The organism is Pseudoalteromonas sp. G5_S1_14_S5 (genome assembly GCF_054968605.1).
In genome coordinates this window covers 47849-65277 of the sequence record NZ_JBQKUM010000008.1, presented here as the reverse complement: position 1 = coordinate 65277, position 17429 = coordinate 47849, and the positions used below count along the sequence as shown (strand labels likewise).

At 45.3% G+C, this 17429-nt stretch carries 14 protein-coding genes; 8 read left to right on the top strand and 6 right to left on the bottom strand.

Features of this window, described 5'->3' with window-relative positions; translation table 11 throughout:
* The first annotated feature begins 24 nt into the window (after positions 1-24).
* The 8 genes from ACTRWI_RS04215 to ACTRWI_RS04180 all read left to right on the top strand — a co-directional run bounded on the left by ACTRWI_RS04215 (position 25) and on the right by ACTRWI_RS04180 (position 7293).
* Positions 25-1308, top strand: coding sequence for an ABC transporter substrate-binding protein (locus ACTRWI_RS04215; protein ID WP_499129604.1), 1284 nt, complete (start codon positions 25-27; stop codon positions 1306-1308).
* 9 nt (positions 1309-1317) lie between these two features.
* Entirely contained in the window at positions 1318-2175 is an 858-nt protein-coding gene (locus ACTRWI_RS04210) for a carbohydrate ABC transporter permease (RefSeq protein WP_499129603.1), read from the top strand.
* The gene (locus ACTRWI_RS04205) at positions 2172-3002 is read left to right on the top strand and encodes a carbohydrate ABC transporter permease (protein WP_499129602.1); all 831 of its coding nucleotides are present in this window, start codon (positions 2172-2174) and stop codon (positions 3000-3002) included. Before ACTRWI_RS04210 ends, ACTRWI_RS04205 begins: the two co-directional genes overlap by 4 nt.
* Before the next feature lie 13 nt (positions 3003-3015).
* Positions 3016-3585, top strand: coding sequence for an ester cyclase (locus ACTRWI_RS04200; protein ID WP_499129601.1), 570 nt, complete (start codon positions 3016-3018; stop codon positions 3583-3585).
* A gap of 9 nt (positions 3586-3594) precedes the next feature.
* Complete coding sequence (locus ACTRWI_RS04195) at positions 3595-4608, top strand: ester cyclase (RefSeq protein ID WP_499129600.1); 1014 nt, start codon at positions 3595-3597, stop codon at positions 4606-4608.
* Positions 4609-4680: 72 nt separating this feature from the next.
* Positions 4681-5634: a nuclear transport factor 2 family protein gene (locus ACTRWI_RS04190; protein WP_499129599.1), complete on the top strand. Its 954-nt coding sequence runs from the start codon at positions 4681-4683 to the stop codon at positions 5632-5634.
* Positions 5635-5703: 69 nt separating this feature from the next.
* Complete coding sequence (locus ACTRWI_RS04185) at positions 5704-6720, top strand: ester cyclase (RefSeq protein WP_499129598.1); 1017 nt, start codon at positions 5704-5706, stop codon at positions 6718-6720.
* A gap of 279 nt (positions 6721-6999) precedes the next feature.
* On the top strand, positions 7000-7293 hold the full coding sequence (locus ACTRWI_RS04180) for a hypothetical protein (protein WP_499129597.1): 294 nt from the start codon (positions 7000-7002) through the stop codon (positions 7291-7293).
* Between the two features lie 75 nt (positions 7294-7368).
* Here the strand turns inward: ACTRWI_RS04180 and ACTRWI_RS04175 are convergent, their stop codons facing one another.
* The 6 genes from ACTRWI_RS04175 to ACTRWI_RS04150 all read right to left on the bottom strand — a co-directional run bounded on the left by ACTRWI_RS04175 (position 7369) and on the right by ACTRWI_RS04150 (position 17340).
* Positions 7369-11562, bottom strand: a complete 4194-nt coding sequence (locus ACTRWI_RS04175; RefSeq protein ID WP_499129596.1) for a hypothetical protein — start codon at positions 11560-11562, stop codon at positions 7369-7371.
* A gap of 571 nt (positions 11563-12133) precedes the next feature.
* Positions 12134-12628, bottom strand: coding sequence for a hypothetical protein (locus ACTRWI_RS04170; RefSeq protein WP_499129595.1), 495 nt, complete (start codon positions 12626-12628; stop codon positions 12134-12136).
* A gap of 17 nt (positions 12629-12645) precedes the next feature.
* Entirely contained in the window at positions 12646-12993 is a 348-nt protein-coding gene (locus ACTRWI_RS04165; RefSeq protein WP_499129594.1) for a hypothetical protein, read from the bottom strand.
* Between the two features lie 210 nt (positions 12994-13203).
* The gene (locus ACTRWI_RS04160) at positions 13204-15861 is read right to left on the bottom strand and encodes a TraC family protein (RefSeq protein WP_446638997.1); all 2658 of its coding nucleotides are present in this window, start codon (positions 15859-15861) and stop codon (positions 13204-13206) included.
* Between the two features lie 13 nt (positions 15862-15874).
* On the bottom strand, positions 15875-16576 hold the full coding sequence (locus ACTRWI_RS04155) for a TraV family lipoprotein (protein WP_086714968.1): 702 nt from the start codon (positions 16574-16576) through the stop codon (positions 15875-15877).
* Positions 16573-17340, bottom strand: coding sequence for a thioredoxin domain-containing protein (locus tag ACTRWI_RS04150; RefSeq protein WP_499129593.1), 768 nt, complete (start codon positions 17338-17340; stop codon positions 16573-16575). Before ACTRWI_RS04150 ends, ACTRWI_RS04155 begins: the two co-directional genes overlap by 4 nt.
* Positions 17341-17429: the final 89 nt, after the last annotated feature.

Sequence of the window (17429 nt, the reverse complement as noted above, 5' to 3'; positions counted from 1 at the left end):
ATTACGTAGTAAAGGATTACCAAAATGAAGAGAACATTATCACTTCTTGCCATCTGTACTGGCGCTATCTTATCTGCTCCAAGCTTTGCGGCTTGTGACCTCGGTGACATCGAAGCGAAAGGGAAAATCTCCCTGCTGTCGAACAGCTACCCTGTACTCAAGCACTTCTCAGATAAGATGAAAGAGTGCGAAACCTCCACATTACAAGTCAAAAACAAGCTAGTGGGTGGCAGTGCCGTTCAAGAACAAGCACGAATCGTACTTTCTAGCCGCCGTGGCAATTCACCTTACGACGTGATTCAAGTATCAGCTCAAAGCTATCATGAATTCCTACTTAAAGAGCAAATTCAGCCCATCACTGACCTTGTTGAAAAATACTGGGACGAGTATGACCTAGCTGACATCCCGCCGAACATCTGGGAGCTCGCAACGTATGACGGTGAAATTTACGCGCTACCGATTCAACTAAACATGCAAGAGTTCTTCTACCGCCAAGACCTGTTCGACAAATACAACCTAGAAGTCCCGCACACCTATCAAGAAGTGGTCACCACTGGCCAAGCTCTGCAAGAAGCTGGTATCGACTACCCACTTTCTCAGGCGATGGGTAAAGGTTGGAACTTGGCGACTGAATTCACCAACATCTACCTATCTCTAGGTGGTCAGTACTTTGATGAAGACGGTAAGCCTCTGTTTGACGGCGAAAAAGGCGTAGAAGCGGCCAATATTCTGAAATCATTGTTACCTCTGATGTCTCCGAATGCTTTGTCTCTCTCTAACGATCTAGTCATGGTTAACTTCCAGCAAGATAAAGCCGCGATGGGTAACGTATGGGCCACTCGCGCTGCAGAAATGGATAACGATCAAGTATCTAAAGTGGTGGGTAAGGTGAACTACTCTATGGCACCAACGGCGAATAAGAGCACCACCATACCGTCTACAAGTATATTCTGGGATGGGTACGTATTCCCACATCGCCTCAATGCTGACCGAGAGCTTGTTTTCAAGATCATGATGGAATCGATGAGCAAAGAAAACATGAAAGAAGGGGCTGAATTGGCATTCTTGTCTCGTCAATCAGCAAACCAAGTGGAAGGTGAACAATACCGCTACTTAGGTGCGCTTGCAGAAATGATTGAAAAAGGTGCCAAACCTTTCCCAACCGAAGGTTACTACGGCCTAGCTCACACCGAGATTGGCAACAAACTCCCTGATGCCCTGCGTGGCAAAACCAGCATCGAAGTGGCACTGAACGAAGCTGCGCAAGGCTACTACAAAGAAGCGCGAGCACAAGGTTACATTGACTAAGGAGCGGTCATGAATTTACGTAATTTCCTCGGTTTCTCAGGCCCGTCTATCGCCTCAATGTCGCTGCTGATGGCAGCGCCATTGGTGATGACGCTGTACCTGTCACTAAACCGATTTAACTTTAAAGGCGAACTTCGCTTTGTGGGTTTCGAAAACTATTTAGACATATTGCAAGACGAAGCATTCTGGTCTGCTTTTGAGTTCACTTTTATCTACACAGTCTGTGTTGTGATCAGTGTTTTAGTGCTTGGCTTTATTGTTGCCCTAGCACTTAACAAACTCAGCCAGAAAATCCGTGGCTTCTTCATGGCAGCGACACTACTACCCTTCGTAGTGACGCCGGTTGTTGGCACCTTGATTTTCTCTTGGTTGTTCCAAGACTTTGGCTACATCACCTACCTACTAAATTTGGTCGGTATCCAGGTGTACTGGTTCAGTGATGTGTTTGAGTCTCGCGCTTTGATCATCCTTTACGGCATTTGGCAAGTCACACCGTTTGCAGCGATCGTGTTCTTTGCTGGCCTACAGGCGATTCCACAAGACACATTAGAGTCTTCTGTGCTCGATGGCGCTCATCAATGGGACCAAATTAAACATGTTGTCATACCGGCGCTACAGCCGCTGACTCTGTTTATCTCGATGATTTGTATCATGGATGCTTATCGTCTCTTTGACTCAGTCGCAGTAATGACTGGCGGCCTTAATGCCACAGAAACGCTGATGTATTACAACTACCGTGTCGGCATCGTGCAAGACGCCGTAGCGAAAGGCAGCGCAGTTTCAGTACTGACCATGCTAGGCATTTTCGTACTTCTGATCCCTTTCTTATACCTGACTTACAAAGAGCAAAAAGGAATTCGCGCATGAACCCAAGTAACCTAAATATTCAACGAATGATGGTGTATGGAATCATGGGCTTATGGGTTCTATTTTGTGCCTTCCCATTTTTCTGGACCATCATGACGTCCATTAAAAACCCTGTCGATGCATTCTCCAACCCACCGGTTTGGGTGTTCGAGCCAACGGCGACCAACTACGCTAATTTATGGCTAGAGTTCGGCTTTAGTCAATTTCTGATTAACTCGGTGATCGTCACCCTTGGTGTAGTAGTGATCTCATTAACGATTGGATGTTTTGCAGGCTATGCCTTAGCACGTTACCCAGGAAGGCTAGGCTTCTGGCTACTAATGCTAGCGCTGGTTTTCCGCTCGCTGCCTCACACCGTGTTCCTAATCCCGTACTACGAGTTCACTCGTATGGTTGGGCTCTATGACACGCACATTGTATTGATCCTTGTATTAGTTGCGATTAACCAACCTTTCACCATTTGGATGATGCGTTCGTTCTTTATGAACATCCCTAAAGAGCTAGAAGAATCGGCAATGATGGATGGTTGTAACCAGTTTCAAGCTTTTGCCAAAGCCATCGTCCCTGTGATGTGGCCGGGCATTATCACCACTGGCTTGTTCACTTTCTTGTTGGCGTATAACGAGTTCTTGATTCCACTTACGCTTACCGCCACCAACGCCGCGACCATGCCGGTTGCCATATCTCAGTTTGGTGCAGATGACATTAAATACTGGTCAATGACAGCGGCAGGCGCCGTTTCTATCACACTACCCATTGTCGCGTTGATCATTTTCTTCCAGAAGAAGATCGTATCAGGCTTGGTTGCCGGCGCAGTTAAAGGATAAAAGGAGATTACCAATGACACATACATGCGAACGTCCAAACACACAGCAATCAACAACGTCAGCAGCTCGCCCAGAACAAGGTGTGCTAACCAACGACAATGACCTGACCAAAACAGACGAAACACTACACGTTATTGATTCAATGGTTGACGGCCTTAATGACCATGACATCGACAATATGGGTCGCTTCTTCGCAGAAAGCTTCCGCTGGATGGGCAATGCGGGCTGTGGTTTCAAAGACAACCTCAAAGAGTTTCAAGAAAACTGGCAACGCCCTTTCCAAGCGGCCTTTTCTGAAAAAGTGTGTATTGATGAAGCGCGCCTAACTCAAGGTGAGTGGTGTGCGGCGTTTGGTCGTCAAGAAGCGATTCACTCGGGTCCTTTTATGGGCATCGAGCCAACAGGTAAAAAGGTCATTATTCGCTACATGGACTTCTGGAAAGTGGTTGACGGAAAAATCGTCGACAACTACGTGATGGTGGATTTCCCAGCGGTAATGGCTCAACTCGGCGTCGATGCGTTCTCTGGTCACGGCTGGGAGAATAAGGACTCTAAGAGCAATCCTCTTTACCAAGCTCGCTAGAGGTAATTCATGTCTAGTTCTGATAATAAAGAGCGCATTCGTGCGCTCAATCAAGCAATGTATGACTTCGAACCTGCCAACGTTGAAGCGCAACTGAACGAGTTAATCAGTGGTAGCGCGACGCTGCAATATGGCTACCCGTTCGAAACACTCGCAACCAAACAATCGGTATTTACCCATCTTTATCAGCCCCTATTGCAAGCAATTCCTGACTTGGAAAAACGCACTTATATAGAAATGGGTGGCAACGCCAATGGTGAAAATTGGGTGGGTTGCGCTGGCTATTACACCGGCAGTTTTTTGGAACCTTGGCTTGATATCCCCCCAACCGGACATCAAGTCTCGATGCGCTTTCATGAGTTCTACCGCTTTGAAAATGGAAAAGTGGTCGAAGTCCAAGCGCTGTGGGATATCCCTGAACTGATGATGCAAGCTAATGCGTGGCCAATGTCACCGAGCCTTGGTCGTGAATGGCACCCGCCCGCACCGGCGACATTAGACGGTATCGCTGGACAGACTGATGCATTAAGAGCGGATGCGAGTTTGACCGTGGTTGGCGAAATGCTAAGCGGCCTATCCAAACACGTTCAAGGCGGAGTAGACGCCATGAATCTTGAATCGTTTTGGCACCCTAAAATGAGTTGGTATGGCCCTTCTGGTATTGGTACCGGTCGTGGCATCTCTGGATTTAGAAACTGGCATCAAATTCCTTTCCTAAATGCTCTGCCCGATAGGCGAACCAAAGAAGGTAATGGCTACTTGTTTGCTGACAATAATTACGTTGCCTTTACCGCGTGGCCAGGAATGGAGATGACCGTATCAGGCAGTGGTTGGCTAGGTATTGCGCCATCTAATCAAAACATCACGATGCGAAGCCTAGATTTTTGGCGCGTTGAAGACGGCAAAATTCGTGAAAACTGGGTGTTGGTCGACCTACTCGACGTCTACCACCAGCTCGGCGTCGATGTATTGGCACGAATGAAAGAACTCAACAAAGCGCGTTACCGTCAGTTTGACAAATAAATACACTATAAAATGAGCGAGTCAGGTATTCACTTAGACTCGCCACGAGAAAATACAATCAAGGATAGAACAATGACTATGACTGGATTTGATCCTAAATGGCAAAACTTCCCCGACTACATATTAGGTATTACCAAAGAGATCTGGGAAGATCGTGGCTTACACACTCTGCATGATTATTACTCTGAAGACATCGTAGTAAGAACGCCTCAAGGCATCTCTATCGGCAACAAAGACGTGATCAACGCGACCTTAGCCGTGCTTGCGCAATTTCCAGACAGAACGCTGTTTGGCGAGGATGTTATCTGGAGCGGTACACCTGAACAAGGCATGCTGTCATCACATCGCATCATTTCTACCGCAACCGACAAAGAGACCGGCACTAAGCTCAAATTTAGAATCATTGCAGACTGTCACGCCATCAATAACCAAATCAACGATGAATGGCTAATTCGAGATCAAGGCTCTATTGCAAGGCAGTTAGGCTATACCCCAAAAGCTTATACGCAACACTTAATAGAGCAAAGCGGTGGCATCGAAAAGTGCCAGCCTGTGTTTACGCCTGAATTAGACCAACAAGGCCCTTACTTAGGTGTTGGTAATGACAACCAATGGGGACGTAAGTACGAAGACATCTTACAAGCGATCATGAACGCTCAACTGAGTGTTATTCCACGCGAGTATGACCGCGCTTGTATCGGTGAATACGCCGGTGGCCAATCTGCCCTTTCACATTCTGAAATCGACCATTTTTGGGTGCAATTACGCTCAGCTTTCCCAAATGCCGAGTTTAAGATTCACCACCGCATAGGCCTTGAAGGTGACATGATGCCACCACGAGCCGCTATCCGTTGGTCCCTTCAAGGTAAACATGAAGGCTACGGTGCCTTTGGTCAACCAACAGAAGCAGAGGTTTACATCATGGGAGCGTGCCATGCTGAATTCGGACCTTGGGGGCTGCGTCGTGAATATGTACTTTACGACGAGCTAGCGATATGGAAGCAAATAATCCAACACACTGGATAAGGCGTCACTAGAAATTCGAAAGAATTATGTCTTTTAACCCTTCCCTACTATCAGTGAACAGAGATAACTATGTCTAAATATCAACAAGCAAAACGTGTTGTGCGCGATTACTTCGACGCCATGGAAAGCGCAACCCCTGAAAATGTAGAACAAGTCCTCAAAGTGCACACATCAGAAGATTATCTTTGGCGGGGTGTCTATCCTTTTCGTGAACAAGTAGGTGCACAGGCGGCGGCAGAGACTTTCTGGTCACCGCTAATGAAATCCATCACTCGTATGCAGCGTCGTCAAGATATCTTTATCGGAGGTAATAATGACGTTGCCCCTGAAGAAATTTGGGTAATGAGTATGGGCCATTTTATGGGGCTGTTTGATGCCGAGTTCCTAGGTATGCGCCCTACCGGCAAGATCGTAAATATCCGCTACGCCGAATTTAGTTGTGTCCAAAACGGTAAGATCACCAAAACGGGGCTCTTTCTCGACTTGTTGGGCATGATGGATCAAGCAGGCTGTTACCCACTACCGCCTTCAACAGGGAAACATTTCGTCTACCCAGGGCCTCGCAACCACGATGGGCTTTTGTTCGAAGATGCTGCGCCAAACGAAGGCCAAGCTACGCTAGCTCTCGTTAATCAAATGGTCGATGACCTATCTACTCTGAACGACAGCGGCGCGATGGGGTGCCCACCAGAGGTACTAGAGAAGAGCTGGTCGAAAGATATGATTTGGTATGGTCCATGTGGCATCGGTGCGTCTTACACGATCCCTCGTTACCAACAGCAGCACCAGCTACCGTTTCGCAATAACTTAAAAGACAAAAAGTTTAATGGCCACGTATGTCGTTTCGCAGAAGGTAACTTCTCTTGCTTTTTTGGTTGGCCAAACCTGTCGAATACACCTATCGGTGGTTTCTTAGGAATGCCCGGCGGTGAGATCCGTGCAGACATGCAAGTGGTCGATGTTTACTACCGGGAAGGTAACAAGCTATCAGAAAATTGGGTACTGATTGACATCCCCTATTGGCTAAAACAACAAGGGCTCGATGTCTTCGAACGCACTCAGCAAATAGTAAATCCCGACTTATAGATACCCGTAGGCATACAGGGAATATATCTTAAGAAGCAAACGGTAAAAAGGCAGCGAGTTATAACCTTCGCTGCCTTTAGTATGATACTTTGATACTCAGTATGAATTTTTATTACTTGGTATGATGCTTTATTCTACTCACACATCAGAGAAACTGATGGGCCGACGTTTGTGCAAAGTCTGTGGTATCTACCCGTGTGATGAAATTTAGCCTTTGGAATAAACGCTAAGGAGAGAGATTATGGAACTGAATTTACAAGCCTATCGCTGCCGTCTGCAATGACTCAAGCTCGACTTGCTATAACTATGGCTCATTCAAGCAATGAGTCCCTATGGCTTCACTCCATTGAACCGATGCTAGAGCATCATATTAAGGCTTACCTTGCTTCGGAATACCCTAACGCCACTCTTGCTGTGTTTATGGCCAAAGAGATTACAGAGGCGATGCAAGACGAATGGTTGTCTGATGACAGATTGTTTGATGAAGATGACTTGGATGGGGCAACAGTTCAGTGCTTGTATTGCATTTCATTCAATGAAAACGTGGACAACCTAGCTACACCCATCCAATAAAAAAGTGCATTTAAACGGAAGAGTCTAAATGCACCAATAACGACACAAGGACGTCCTTATATCTCGGTCATAGTCTTACCAACGCACGACCATTTGTGCTGTGGCGGTATCTCCAGAATCATCATAGCCAACAACCGTCACTAACTCTGATTCGCCCGGTTGTCTTAACTCTGAAATCCGTTTACCGATATTGCGACGCACGTTATCACCAACTGTCCAATCGTATTTGACCATTTTACCATCCAAGTCTTTACATTTTGCTTCGATACGGGCGGTCTTCGAGTACATACGATAATCGATAGAGCACGTCGGTGGTTGGTTTGGCACCACTTCAATTGGAATGATGGCTTCCGCTTCCTGACCGTAGTTGGTGAGAATTTTCAATTTCAATTCATGATCACCCGTTAATAGGTTCTCAATATTCGCTGATGACTTCTCTAGCTCAGGTTGTAACTCACCATCGACATACCATTGATAGTCTGCCACTCGGTCTGATGGGTGACCACCTCGAATTGTCGGACGGACATTAACATCAAGTGGCGAACGTTGGTAACTGTTACTATACCGTGCAGTTAAATCCACAGTGATCGGCTCAGGTTCCAATACCTCCACATATTCAGTAAAGGTGTCGTAGTTACCGCGATCATCTTCTACCGTCACCGAGATCGGGTATATGCCCGGTTGTTTTGCGGTAAATCGCGCTCGATGTCCGTAATCTTTCGTCAGCTCCAGTCGGCCTTGTCCGTTCCACTCATACAAATAGTACTCGCGTAAATTCGCGCCAATTGGACGTCGTAACCAGATTTCAATCACTGAAGGTGCAACGAGCACACGCTGTTTATACGCCGCGTCGAATTGTGGGAACTGATACTCCCATACACGAACCTTATGGTCGAATTCCGCATACGTTAACGCCTTAGCATCTTTAACCCACGCACGCAGTGTGAATGTATGAAAGTCAGCTCGATCCAAATCATCATTCGTTGGGGTAAAGTCCACAACATTCGAATCGACAATGGTTCTGTCTGGTCTTACCCATTCAATTTCAAGTTCGGAGTCCATATTGGAATACGGTGTATCGACATCTCCAACCAAAGTTAACGTATCGGTGGTTTCAACATCGGTATCCCCTTTCACTCTGACTCGAACAGGTTTGGCTCGCTGAGAACGTACTGAGCGATATTCTGTTGCCCAGCTCTGTTCATCGGTTTCATAACCAAGATACGCCGCTTTTGCGATAATCTTGTTACTGCCTTCACCTGTTGCAGTGTATTCGAGTGTACTGCCACCTTCAGTGAACGTGACTCCACCATCAATAGACCATTTGATGAGCATATTACCCGCATCCGCCTCTTCACCTTGATCAAGAAGAGTGTACGTTCTTGTCATACCGGTGATCAGGTTTGCTGCCCCAACTAGTTCAGTTTGTGGCACTCGGTACGCCATGATTTGTACGACGTCCGTTTCTGCTATCTCCCCTGTGAAGCGATTTGGAACATGACCTTTCACCAACCAAATACCTTCTACTGCGGTACTGAAAGAAAAGCGCTTACCAGGTTCTCCATATAGATTCCACGTACTGCCATTGTCTTCCGATATGTACCATGACACTTCACCAGAGGCGTCTTTGTCATCACGGGTAAGATGTTGATATTGAATAGCAGCATTCATTGGTACAGAACCCGTTATACGCAGTGTACGCAGTTCACCTTCGATTGCCGTTCCTTTCATGATTTTCAATGTCCCGCGTTGAGAGCGAACCATTGAAACATAATTTTCATTTGGCGATTTTAGTTTCGCTTGTGCATAGAATCGAAGGTCACCGATGTCATCTGATGAGAAGTTTACATCAAAGTCGTTCATACCTGATTCGTTCATATCTTGCCAATCCGTCAGGCCATGTAGGTTCTTCTCTTTGTCCATGACAGCAATTCGAACAGACCAATCACCAAGCTCTTCAGATTTGTATACGACATCTCGGTAAAAGCTACTATACAGCCCAAATTTCGATTTAACCTTGAATGTGTCAACGGTGGACGTTTCACGAGAAGTTTGCTCAACCTTGAGCCTTGCTCGTGTAGAAGGAACCGCATAAGTCTTCACCGCACTCTCAATCACTTGCTCTGGTAAACGGGCGTAATGAACTTGAACGGCATAATCATCCATCTGCCACAAATCTCGGTGGTTTGCACTGTTTCTGTCTGTGATTAACTTAGTGATAGTGTGCTCGGTGTATCGATTGGACTGTTTGATGTATTGGCTTTCTAAGGTTTCACCATTTTTAAGGAGCGTAATGTAAATAGGCGATGCCGCTGATTTAACTCGATATCTCCCGATTCTAGATTGCCCCATCTCAACCGCATATATGCCATCTTCAAACATACCGTCGTCGTCGAAGATGATCTCTGGAGTATCTGGGGTATGAACGATTAGGCTTGTATCGTCGACTTTGATTAAGTTTTTTCGGCCTTCAGAGTCATGGATATAAATCTCAGCTTCCACTGTCGCAGGACCCGTATTTTCAAATACACCAATCAGCTCAGGGCTCGCAGTATCCCATGCTTCTTCCAAACCTTGAGGGATGACTGTCCAGTTCACGGAACAAGTCATTTGAGTCGGGTTTTTGATCCCTTGTACCGCCTCATGCTCTGACTTGAACATTCTACAAGCTCGACCTTTCGTTTGTGCGAATGTGATGTCTTGGTTCTGCACAAGTGCCACTTTGCGATCACTGATGTTGTCGTACTCGAAGTCTAAAGGTAAGAATGAAATGGAATACTCTCTTTGAACTACGTTGTTGTTCCCGTCCTTACCACGCACAATGACTTTATGAACTGTATTGGACTCCCATGGGGTTTCCATTTTGATCGCACGAGCCATCTTGAATTCACCAATATGCTCAACGGGTACGCCATCAAGCAAAATATCAGTGATTTCATTCTCAATACTGGTTTCATCTTGCACGGTGAAAATCATATGCTCCATGAAGTTGATTTCATCACCAGTACTAAACAGCGTGTCATTGTTGTACAGACGAATCTCAGGAGGTAAACGGTCTAACTGCATTGCAGTCACTTCCTTGTCACCTCTGTTTGCAAATCTATCTAAGGCTTTTATGTTGCCTTGATAAAATCCATCTACCACTGAACTGAGCGGAATTCGATAGACAAACTTGTTGCCAATCTGTTGAGGGATACCAAAGCTGTCTACTGTCTTCTCGGTATAGGTAACGTGTTCATTTCTGAATAAATCGCCTATATCCCTACCCTCTAGCGTAACGAAATCGGATACACCGACATGATCTGTATGCTCTTCAAAGCTCAAACTAACCTTGGATGGTAACCACCACTTATTTGCTGTATCGGTACTGTGCGGCGAACTGAGAACGACGACAGCTTCATTGTTTTGGACAACCACCGTTTCTCCACCAACATCAATCGAAATATCATTGCTAGTGGTATCTCCGACAGCTTTGACAGCATACTGCTCAATAACGGGTGGTCTGTAATCCCACGCGTATTGGATCTGACTGTTCGGGGCTGATACGACATCGTATTTATCCGAGACTTTTAATGCTGTGGTAAGATGCCCTGTCAGTGAATCGTCACCAGATAAATGAAAGGCAGAAATGGCGACCACGCAAGAATCTTGGCCTTCAGGCACCTCACACGATTCACCGAACTGAGTTAAGGCCACCACCTGATCAAATGGACGAGGCTCGACCTCAACGGTAATTTTGCGAAGTTTTTCATTCTTATCGTGCGTAATGAAGCTCAAGCCTTGATATTGAGCTGAAGTAGTGTCCGTGGTGACATTTACAATCACAGGCGGAACGGGTTCAAGGATAGTGTAGGCCACGCTGTCTTCAATTAATGTGATGCGTTCTTTCTCAATACCATTGAAGTAAGAAATGCGATATGAACTGTAATGCTCTCCTGCAGCTGCGGTAGGTCGACCATCGAGCGCTAATCCATTCGCATTCCAGCTCGGGTCGGTATCACCTGTCCATTCGAAGAAACACTTTAGATTACTACTGTCAGACGTATACGCTTCTTCTCGCACTGTTTCTAATCTACAACCGGATGCTGCGGCTTCTTTAGCTAAGGCTGAATACTCTTTCACGCCACGATAGATTTCATCAGGGTAAGTAAACTCTACTTTTGGCGGCACACTCGTTATGGAACCGATGATGTACACTGATTTCGCAACAGCAGCAGTCCCTACAACTGTTAGTGAACAACTAATAAGAATTTTGATTAACTTGTTCATAGTGCTCTTCAACTCCAAACGCAATTTCATTGGGATAGGTTAAATAAGGTCGAGAGCAATTTTTTAAATTAACAAGCCTATTTTTGAGGATTAAAGTTTTCTAGCGGCATTCATTGTAAAGGAGGGATTTGGATTGTTACCCCTTCACGACTATGAAGGGGCTGAATGAGAATGAAGACTTATGGTAAAAATATATGGATTAATAAACCTGGCGCGACCGCGATACCGAACGTGCATAAGGACAAGTAGAAGTCCGTGGCTACATATGCGCCGATGTCTTTCTTTTTATCAGAAGAAAATTGTGCATTTTTAGACAGGTGTTTAGATACTTCCGTTCCAAACTTTTCAGACAATGGATGACGTCGATTTGACTGATAAATCTCAAAGACAAATTTATCAAAATGCTTGAGTTCTTGTAAACGACATTTGATAAACGGGGAGACAAGACAGTAGCATACCGCCACCAGTAGAAAGCAAATTATTGTGAGTGACATGCTATTCAATGGGTTTGTAAAAAAACCAATTATCCCAAATTGAAGAGAGATGTATCCGACAAGAAAATGTAGCGTCTTCATTCCAATACCTCCACCACAGGGCTATTCACAAAGGGATCTGGCATGGAAAGCAACAACCGCCCCCCAGTTGCATTGAGCAATTCAATATTCAGCGGTTCACTTTCATCATTTGTCGCCCTGACTCCATATGTCATGGTATGGCTTTGGTCTTTAAAGGAAGTTTGATACGCAAAAAAGCAGGTGGCATCTGACGCCTCAGACTTACAAACTTTTGTTACCAAATTCACTGACTGCACCCCACCATGAGCGACAGCAAAATCAGGCCACTGAATCGCCTTTGAATCTATTGTTGAGTTGTCCATTGCATACAGGTTTAAAATATACTCTCGTGATGATTTTTCCATCATCGTGTAATCACTGAATCGATTCGCTCTCGTTGTCCACAACATCACGGTAACAATAGTGATTAAGGCCACAAGTCCACACACCAGAAGCCATGTCACCTTCACGTTGTTGCCTGATTTTTCATTACATTGGTTAGTACTCAACATCCATAACCTCACTCATTCTAATTACTACTTGAGACATTGGAGCCTTGGAGTCCGTTGTTTGCCTCTAGCACGAACGAGTAGTCTTCGATGGACTTAGACCACTTTTGCAAGTCCGAACAATCAAGACTCTTCAAAGCATAATTTTGCAATGAGTGAGCAAGTGGGTGTTGGACTGCAATGGAGATCGCCACAAATTGAAGTCCAGTAAGCTCCACAGACGTTTCTACGACTGAATCATAAGGAATGTTACATTGGGCGGAAGCATAGCGTGACAAATAGGCGATGGTGTCCCCACACTCCGTTCCACACGCTTCTTTGTAACGACTGATTATGTCGTCACTGGTGTTAGCCATAGCTGAACTCATGAAGACCAAAGTGCTTAAAACCATAGTTAGAATTTTCATTGTATAGTGACCATTGTTGGGGTGTGATTTTCATTGTAAGGAGCGGTAGAAATAAGTTTTTCAAACAAGGAAGGTAATTTGGACTTTAAATTGACAAGCAGGTTTTGGAGCCTGCTTGCCTATTTGGGAGATCATTTGCATAACTTATTTTCTTTCAAAGAAAGGACATTGTTATGCGGCGTTTTCGACTTGTTCTTCGTCTTCATTTTCCAAGTCATCCATGTCAGTCGCAAATGACTCGACCCGACGCGTCTCTAAAATTTTATCGATGGCTTGGTCTTGGGTGTACCCCCGTTCCATCAGAGCCGCTAATTCCATTTTGTCTTTCGGGTCCGTGGAGTACATCAGCAGCATTGCAGGAGGCGCGTAAAAACGCACAACCTCTTTGATGTCATCACCAATTTGGAAGAAGATTTCTGAGTACCTATTTTTACGGGTCCTAATCGATTTGAGAATTTCGAATTCTTGGTCTGACAATGCCACCAGCTTGTCATTTTTAACTTGATTAATCGTGTCTGATTTCTGATACAGGAAGCAACGATATACACAGTTGGCGGCTATGGCTTTACCTACAGATGAACCATACAAGTCACTCAACAATTGGGTGATAATCCAAGCACTAGCATCCACCTTCCTAAAACGCCTAAAGGCACTCTCAAGGAACGATGATACTGGGTTAGCACCTGTGGACCCTTGCTTTTCTTGAAGGAACTCCCAACACTCATCCACAATGAAGGCTTTCGAACGACGCTGAGAACCGGCTTGAGCATCACCCAAGAAGAAATGTTGGTAACACAGGTTGATGATCTGCATTAAGGCAATTACCTGCAATTCCGGTTGCGACTTCAGCTCTTCTAATTCACAGACAATGAATGGGTTGTCTAGCGTTGGGGGCGGCTTATTGACCGTAAACATATCGCCAAACATTTCGCCTTCACGGAATGGTTTTAACTGTTCACCAATGTCATTCAGCTCTTTACGAGAGCTCGCAGAACACATATCAGCGAAGATAGTGACACTTGAGTCGCGACCATGCTTATCCCACATCAGTTTCAAAATGGTCGTCATACCACGTTTCTGCAACGTCGTGAGCGTACCATTGGGCTCTGCCATCACCGACAGCATTTCCAAAATCATACCAGCCTGCCCTTCCTTACCACTGAACTCAACAATGGACGGGAAAGGGTTGAGTGAGAACTTCATATCTTGACCAAAACTGATAAATTGACCATTCAACGCTTCACACAAACGGTAGTAGCTTCGACCCACATCGATAATCATTGCCATACCACCATCGCGCTTGGCTTCAGCAATATGTCGAGCGGTCTTCATCAGCTTATCGATTTCTGACTTGGGTAAATTCATCATGTTCCATAGATGCTGGCTTGGCATCTTGCCTGACCCCAATATGCACGTCACAATGTATTGGACGAGAACCGACTTGCCCGAGCCCGACTCCGCGACAACGATACCGTTCATTGAGCCATCGGTTTCAAAAGGATTGAACCCAAACATCGACATGTCTCTGGTTACAAAGGGGATCACAGGTTTACTTGGTGAGTTGCCAGATGAACTGGAAATTATCGGGCTCATGAACGCGCAGACATCAGACGGTACTAAGTTATAGCGGTCTAATCTTTTGCGAGTCACAGGGTCTGGTGCGAAAGGTAATGAATGCAGGAACATAGGTGGAGTCATGTACTTGTCTTCTTCCAATTCGAATCCTGCAGGGGTTGAAGCTACTTTCTTGAAGCGTGCAATCTCCGTCTCTAAATGCTCCTCATCATCACCAAAAATCATAAACTGAAGATACGCATTCACCATCTTCGACTTCTTTTGCTCAATTTTGGTAAAAGCTTCATCAAAGTCAGCTCGCTGCCAACGAACAGTATCATTCCAATTTACTAATTTGTTGTTTGCCTGCATTGTCATGTATTTACGGCGACGCTTAATCTTACCCTCTTCTTTTTTAGAGTTAGGGTAATGGACATTCAATACAATCATGAAGTTCGACCATGCTGTAGAATGCCCATATCGCCAATCACTAAAGACATTCAGCATGTCACCAAAGCCCAGTGTTTTTGGGTATTCTTTGGGAGTAAGCATCGATATAGGCCGCTCATCAATGATGACCTTCGAATCGGTAAACTCGATTTTACCGCCCTGCTCCTGAACTTGATCTCGGGGCATGTAGGCTTCGTTTTTATTAACGTCTCCTTTGCGCCAAGTTGACGAGTCCTTTCTGTTCATGAGCCTTTGCATGAAGTGTAGCCAGCCCCACTGATCCATCGGGGTACAGAACAAGCCGACCTTGTTCAACGACTCTTCTGTATCAGTACGTAGATTATTGAAGTGTTTAAGTTCCTTTTTGGTAGGCACGCCAAAGTTGCCTTTGATTGGAACCTTCACTACGAAGTAACAATCAAACATGCGAGCTCGACAGTCGCTATCACCAAACCCTGATTGTGATGATTGCTGGAAGTGGTTAATCAGCCCCTTTGAAATCGAATTCAGTCTGTCGTTTGCCTCACCTGTTTGTCGACCTCCGTGGTACATAGAAAAGCTATTGGTGAAAGGGCTTAAATTATCATTCGCCCAAAACAAGACCTGAATAAACGTGTCTTCCGGCCAATCGGCCTTATAGATTTGTTCTAATAGCTCCTGTAACTCATCGTTAACGGCTGGCACCGTTTCAATCTTGTACATTAAGCCAATGTAACTGTCTTCGAGCTCGAAATATTTGTGCTTTCGGTTGTAGTCCAAGACAGGGAGAAGATCGCCAAATTTGGAGTTTTCGAATTGCTTAAAAAATCGTGAAATCGCACCCATGATATATGCCCCCTTATTGACGCAGTTGATCGATTAGCGAGTTCGCATTACTTCGCGCATTCTCTCTTAACTCAGAGTCGCTGATAGCCGGTCTTGCATTGCGTGACTCGACGCCAATCTGACCATCATCATTCACATCGTAGTTTTGCTCTTGGCTTTCCTTTCTGACATGGAAATTGACGTATTGAGAGTCATTGGTCTTAGCACTTCTATCGACGACCCAAGTTCGCTGTGTTGCTTCGATGAATCCATAACCAGGGATCTGTAAGGTTTCTTTGTCTGTATATGGACGCACCAGTGTACGGACAATATCGGCAGGCTTTCGCATGGCTAGGGGTTCTGGAGCCGGAAGAAGTAAATGCTGATATGCCGCTTCGGGTGAAGCTAACGCTGGAGCTTGAGAAAAGTTTGCGTGTTGTTGGGTTTCATTCACTGATGCTGAGTCAGCCTCAATGTCCGTTCCGTATTTCTCTTTGTATTCTTTCCCTGTGATGGTTTCGCCATCTTCGTCTGTGACCATGACACGTTCGTCACCTGTCGCCTTCGCATAGTCTTCAGCATTGTTATAGACATTGGTTAGCTCATAAACTTCTCGGACGGACGCACACGCTACACCACTTTTCGCGCCTGGACACACGCCCTCTTCTTCGCCTACGACAGAACAACCGGCTAAAGTAAGCAGCGCAAATGAGATAAATATGGATTGTTTAATCATAGGTCGATTCCTTCTACGATAATGGACGTGAGTTGAGCCTTACTCGTTGGTAGCCCAATGATGGAAGATGTTTTATTGTTAAAAAATGCAGGAAGTCCAACACGCCCCGGACTCATTATTTGGAGAGACGCGTAAGTTGAATTCACTTTGGTAATGGCTTCTTTACATTGGCTATTCGGTGGGCGGGGGTATTTCGCTTCAGACCAAGTACCTTCATATAAGGCGCGTAGAGCTTTGTCCGGAGCATCGGAACATTGTGCTAACAACGTGTTTTCATACTCCTTATCATCAAAGACTGGCACGATGGCTATACGGAACCTTTTATCTGGGTGTTGTTTCTCAAGGATTTCAACGAAGTCACCGCAATGTTTACATCCCGTTGGTGCAATAAAGAGTGTCCCTCCGAATACCTTGGCTAACGGGTTTAAGTTAAACCCCGCAAAATCTTCTTCTGGGTTGATTTTCATTTTCTTCAAGTCGACATGTGACGCCGCGTAAAGTTCTTGAGGGGAGTTAACGAATTTGGTGTGGACAGTTGAGAACAATGAACCGCCCTTAATTAGAAATTTTCCATCACCGGTGGCCAATAACATTTCACCTGTGTCCAGCTCCATCATAATCAGTTTGTCGGTTTCAATTTCATAACTGGAAACCACGTTGATGTCGGCATTGAGGAAATCTTGCGTCGGGGGTTCAGCAGTTGCTTGAGTGCTGGCAAGCAACCCTAAACCCAATATTCTGTGAATTTTGTTTGACCATTTCATAGCAACACTCCTAGTTAGTCCCACGAGTTTGCCAAACTTAGATATGCAGAATTTAAATTAGTGAGCCTTATTTCACGGCTTAATTGACT

Bases quoted from the DNA above. Each gene is read 5' to 3' on its own strand.
- ACTRWI_RS04215 (WP_499129604.1), top strand. From the start codon at position 25: ATGAAGAGAACATTATCACTTCTTGCCATCTGTACTGGCGCTATCTTA.
- ACTRWI_RS04185 (WP_499129598.1), top strand. From the start codon at position 5,704: ATGTCTAAATATCAACAAGCAAAACGTGTTGTGCGCGATTACTTCGAC.
- ACTRWI_RS04200 (WP_499129601.1), top strand. From the start codon at position 3,016: ATGACACATACATGCGAACGTCCAAACACACAGCAATCAACAACGTCA.
- ACTRWI_RS04205 (WP_499129602.1), top strand. From the start codon at position 2,172: ATGAACCCAAGTAACCTAAATATTCAACGAATGATGGTGTATGGAATC.
- ACTRWI_RS04180 (WP_499129597.1), top strand. From the start codon at position 7,000: ATGACTCAAGCTCGACTTGCTATAACTATGGCTCATTCAAGCAATGAG.
- ACTRWI_RS04175 (WP_499129596.1), bottom strand. From the start codon at position 11,562: ATGAACAAGTTAATCAAAATTCTTATTAGTTGTTCACTAACAGTTGTA.
- ACTRWI_RS04195 (WP_499129600.1), top strand. From the start codon at position 3,595: ATGTCTAGTTCTGATAATAAAGAGCGCATTCGTGCGCTCAATCAAGCA.
- ACTRWI_RS04165 (WP_499129594.1), bottom strand. From the start codon at position 12,993: ATGAGTTCAGCTATGGCTAACACCAGTGACGACATAATCAGTCGTTAC.
- ACTRWI_RS04190 (WP_499129599.1), top strand. From the start codon at position 4,681: ATGACTATGACTGGATTTGATCCTAAATGGCAAAACTTCCCCGACTAC.
- ACTRWI_RS04170 (WP_499129595.1), bottom strand. From the start codon at position 12,628: ATGTTGAGTACTAACCAATGTAATGAAAAATCAGGCAACAACGTGAAG.
- ACTRWI_RS04160 (WP_446638997.1), bottom strand. From the start codon at position 15,861: ATGGGTGCGATTTCACGATTTTTTAAGCAATTCGAAAACTCCAAATTT.
- ACTRWI_RS04210 (WP_499129603.1), top strand. From the start codon at position 1,318: ATGAATTTACGTAATTTCCTCGGTTTCTCAGGCCCGTCTATCGCCTCA.
- ACTRWI_RS04150 (WP_499129593.1), bottom strand. From the start codon at position 17,340: ATGAAATGGTCAAACAAAATTCACAGAATATTGGGTTTAGGGTTGCTT.
- ACTRWI_RS04155 (WP_086714968.1), bottom strand. From the start codon at position 16,576: ATGATTAAACAATCCATATTTATCTCATTTGCGCTGCTTACTTTAGCC.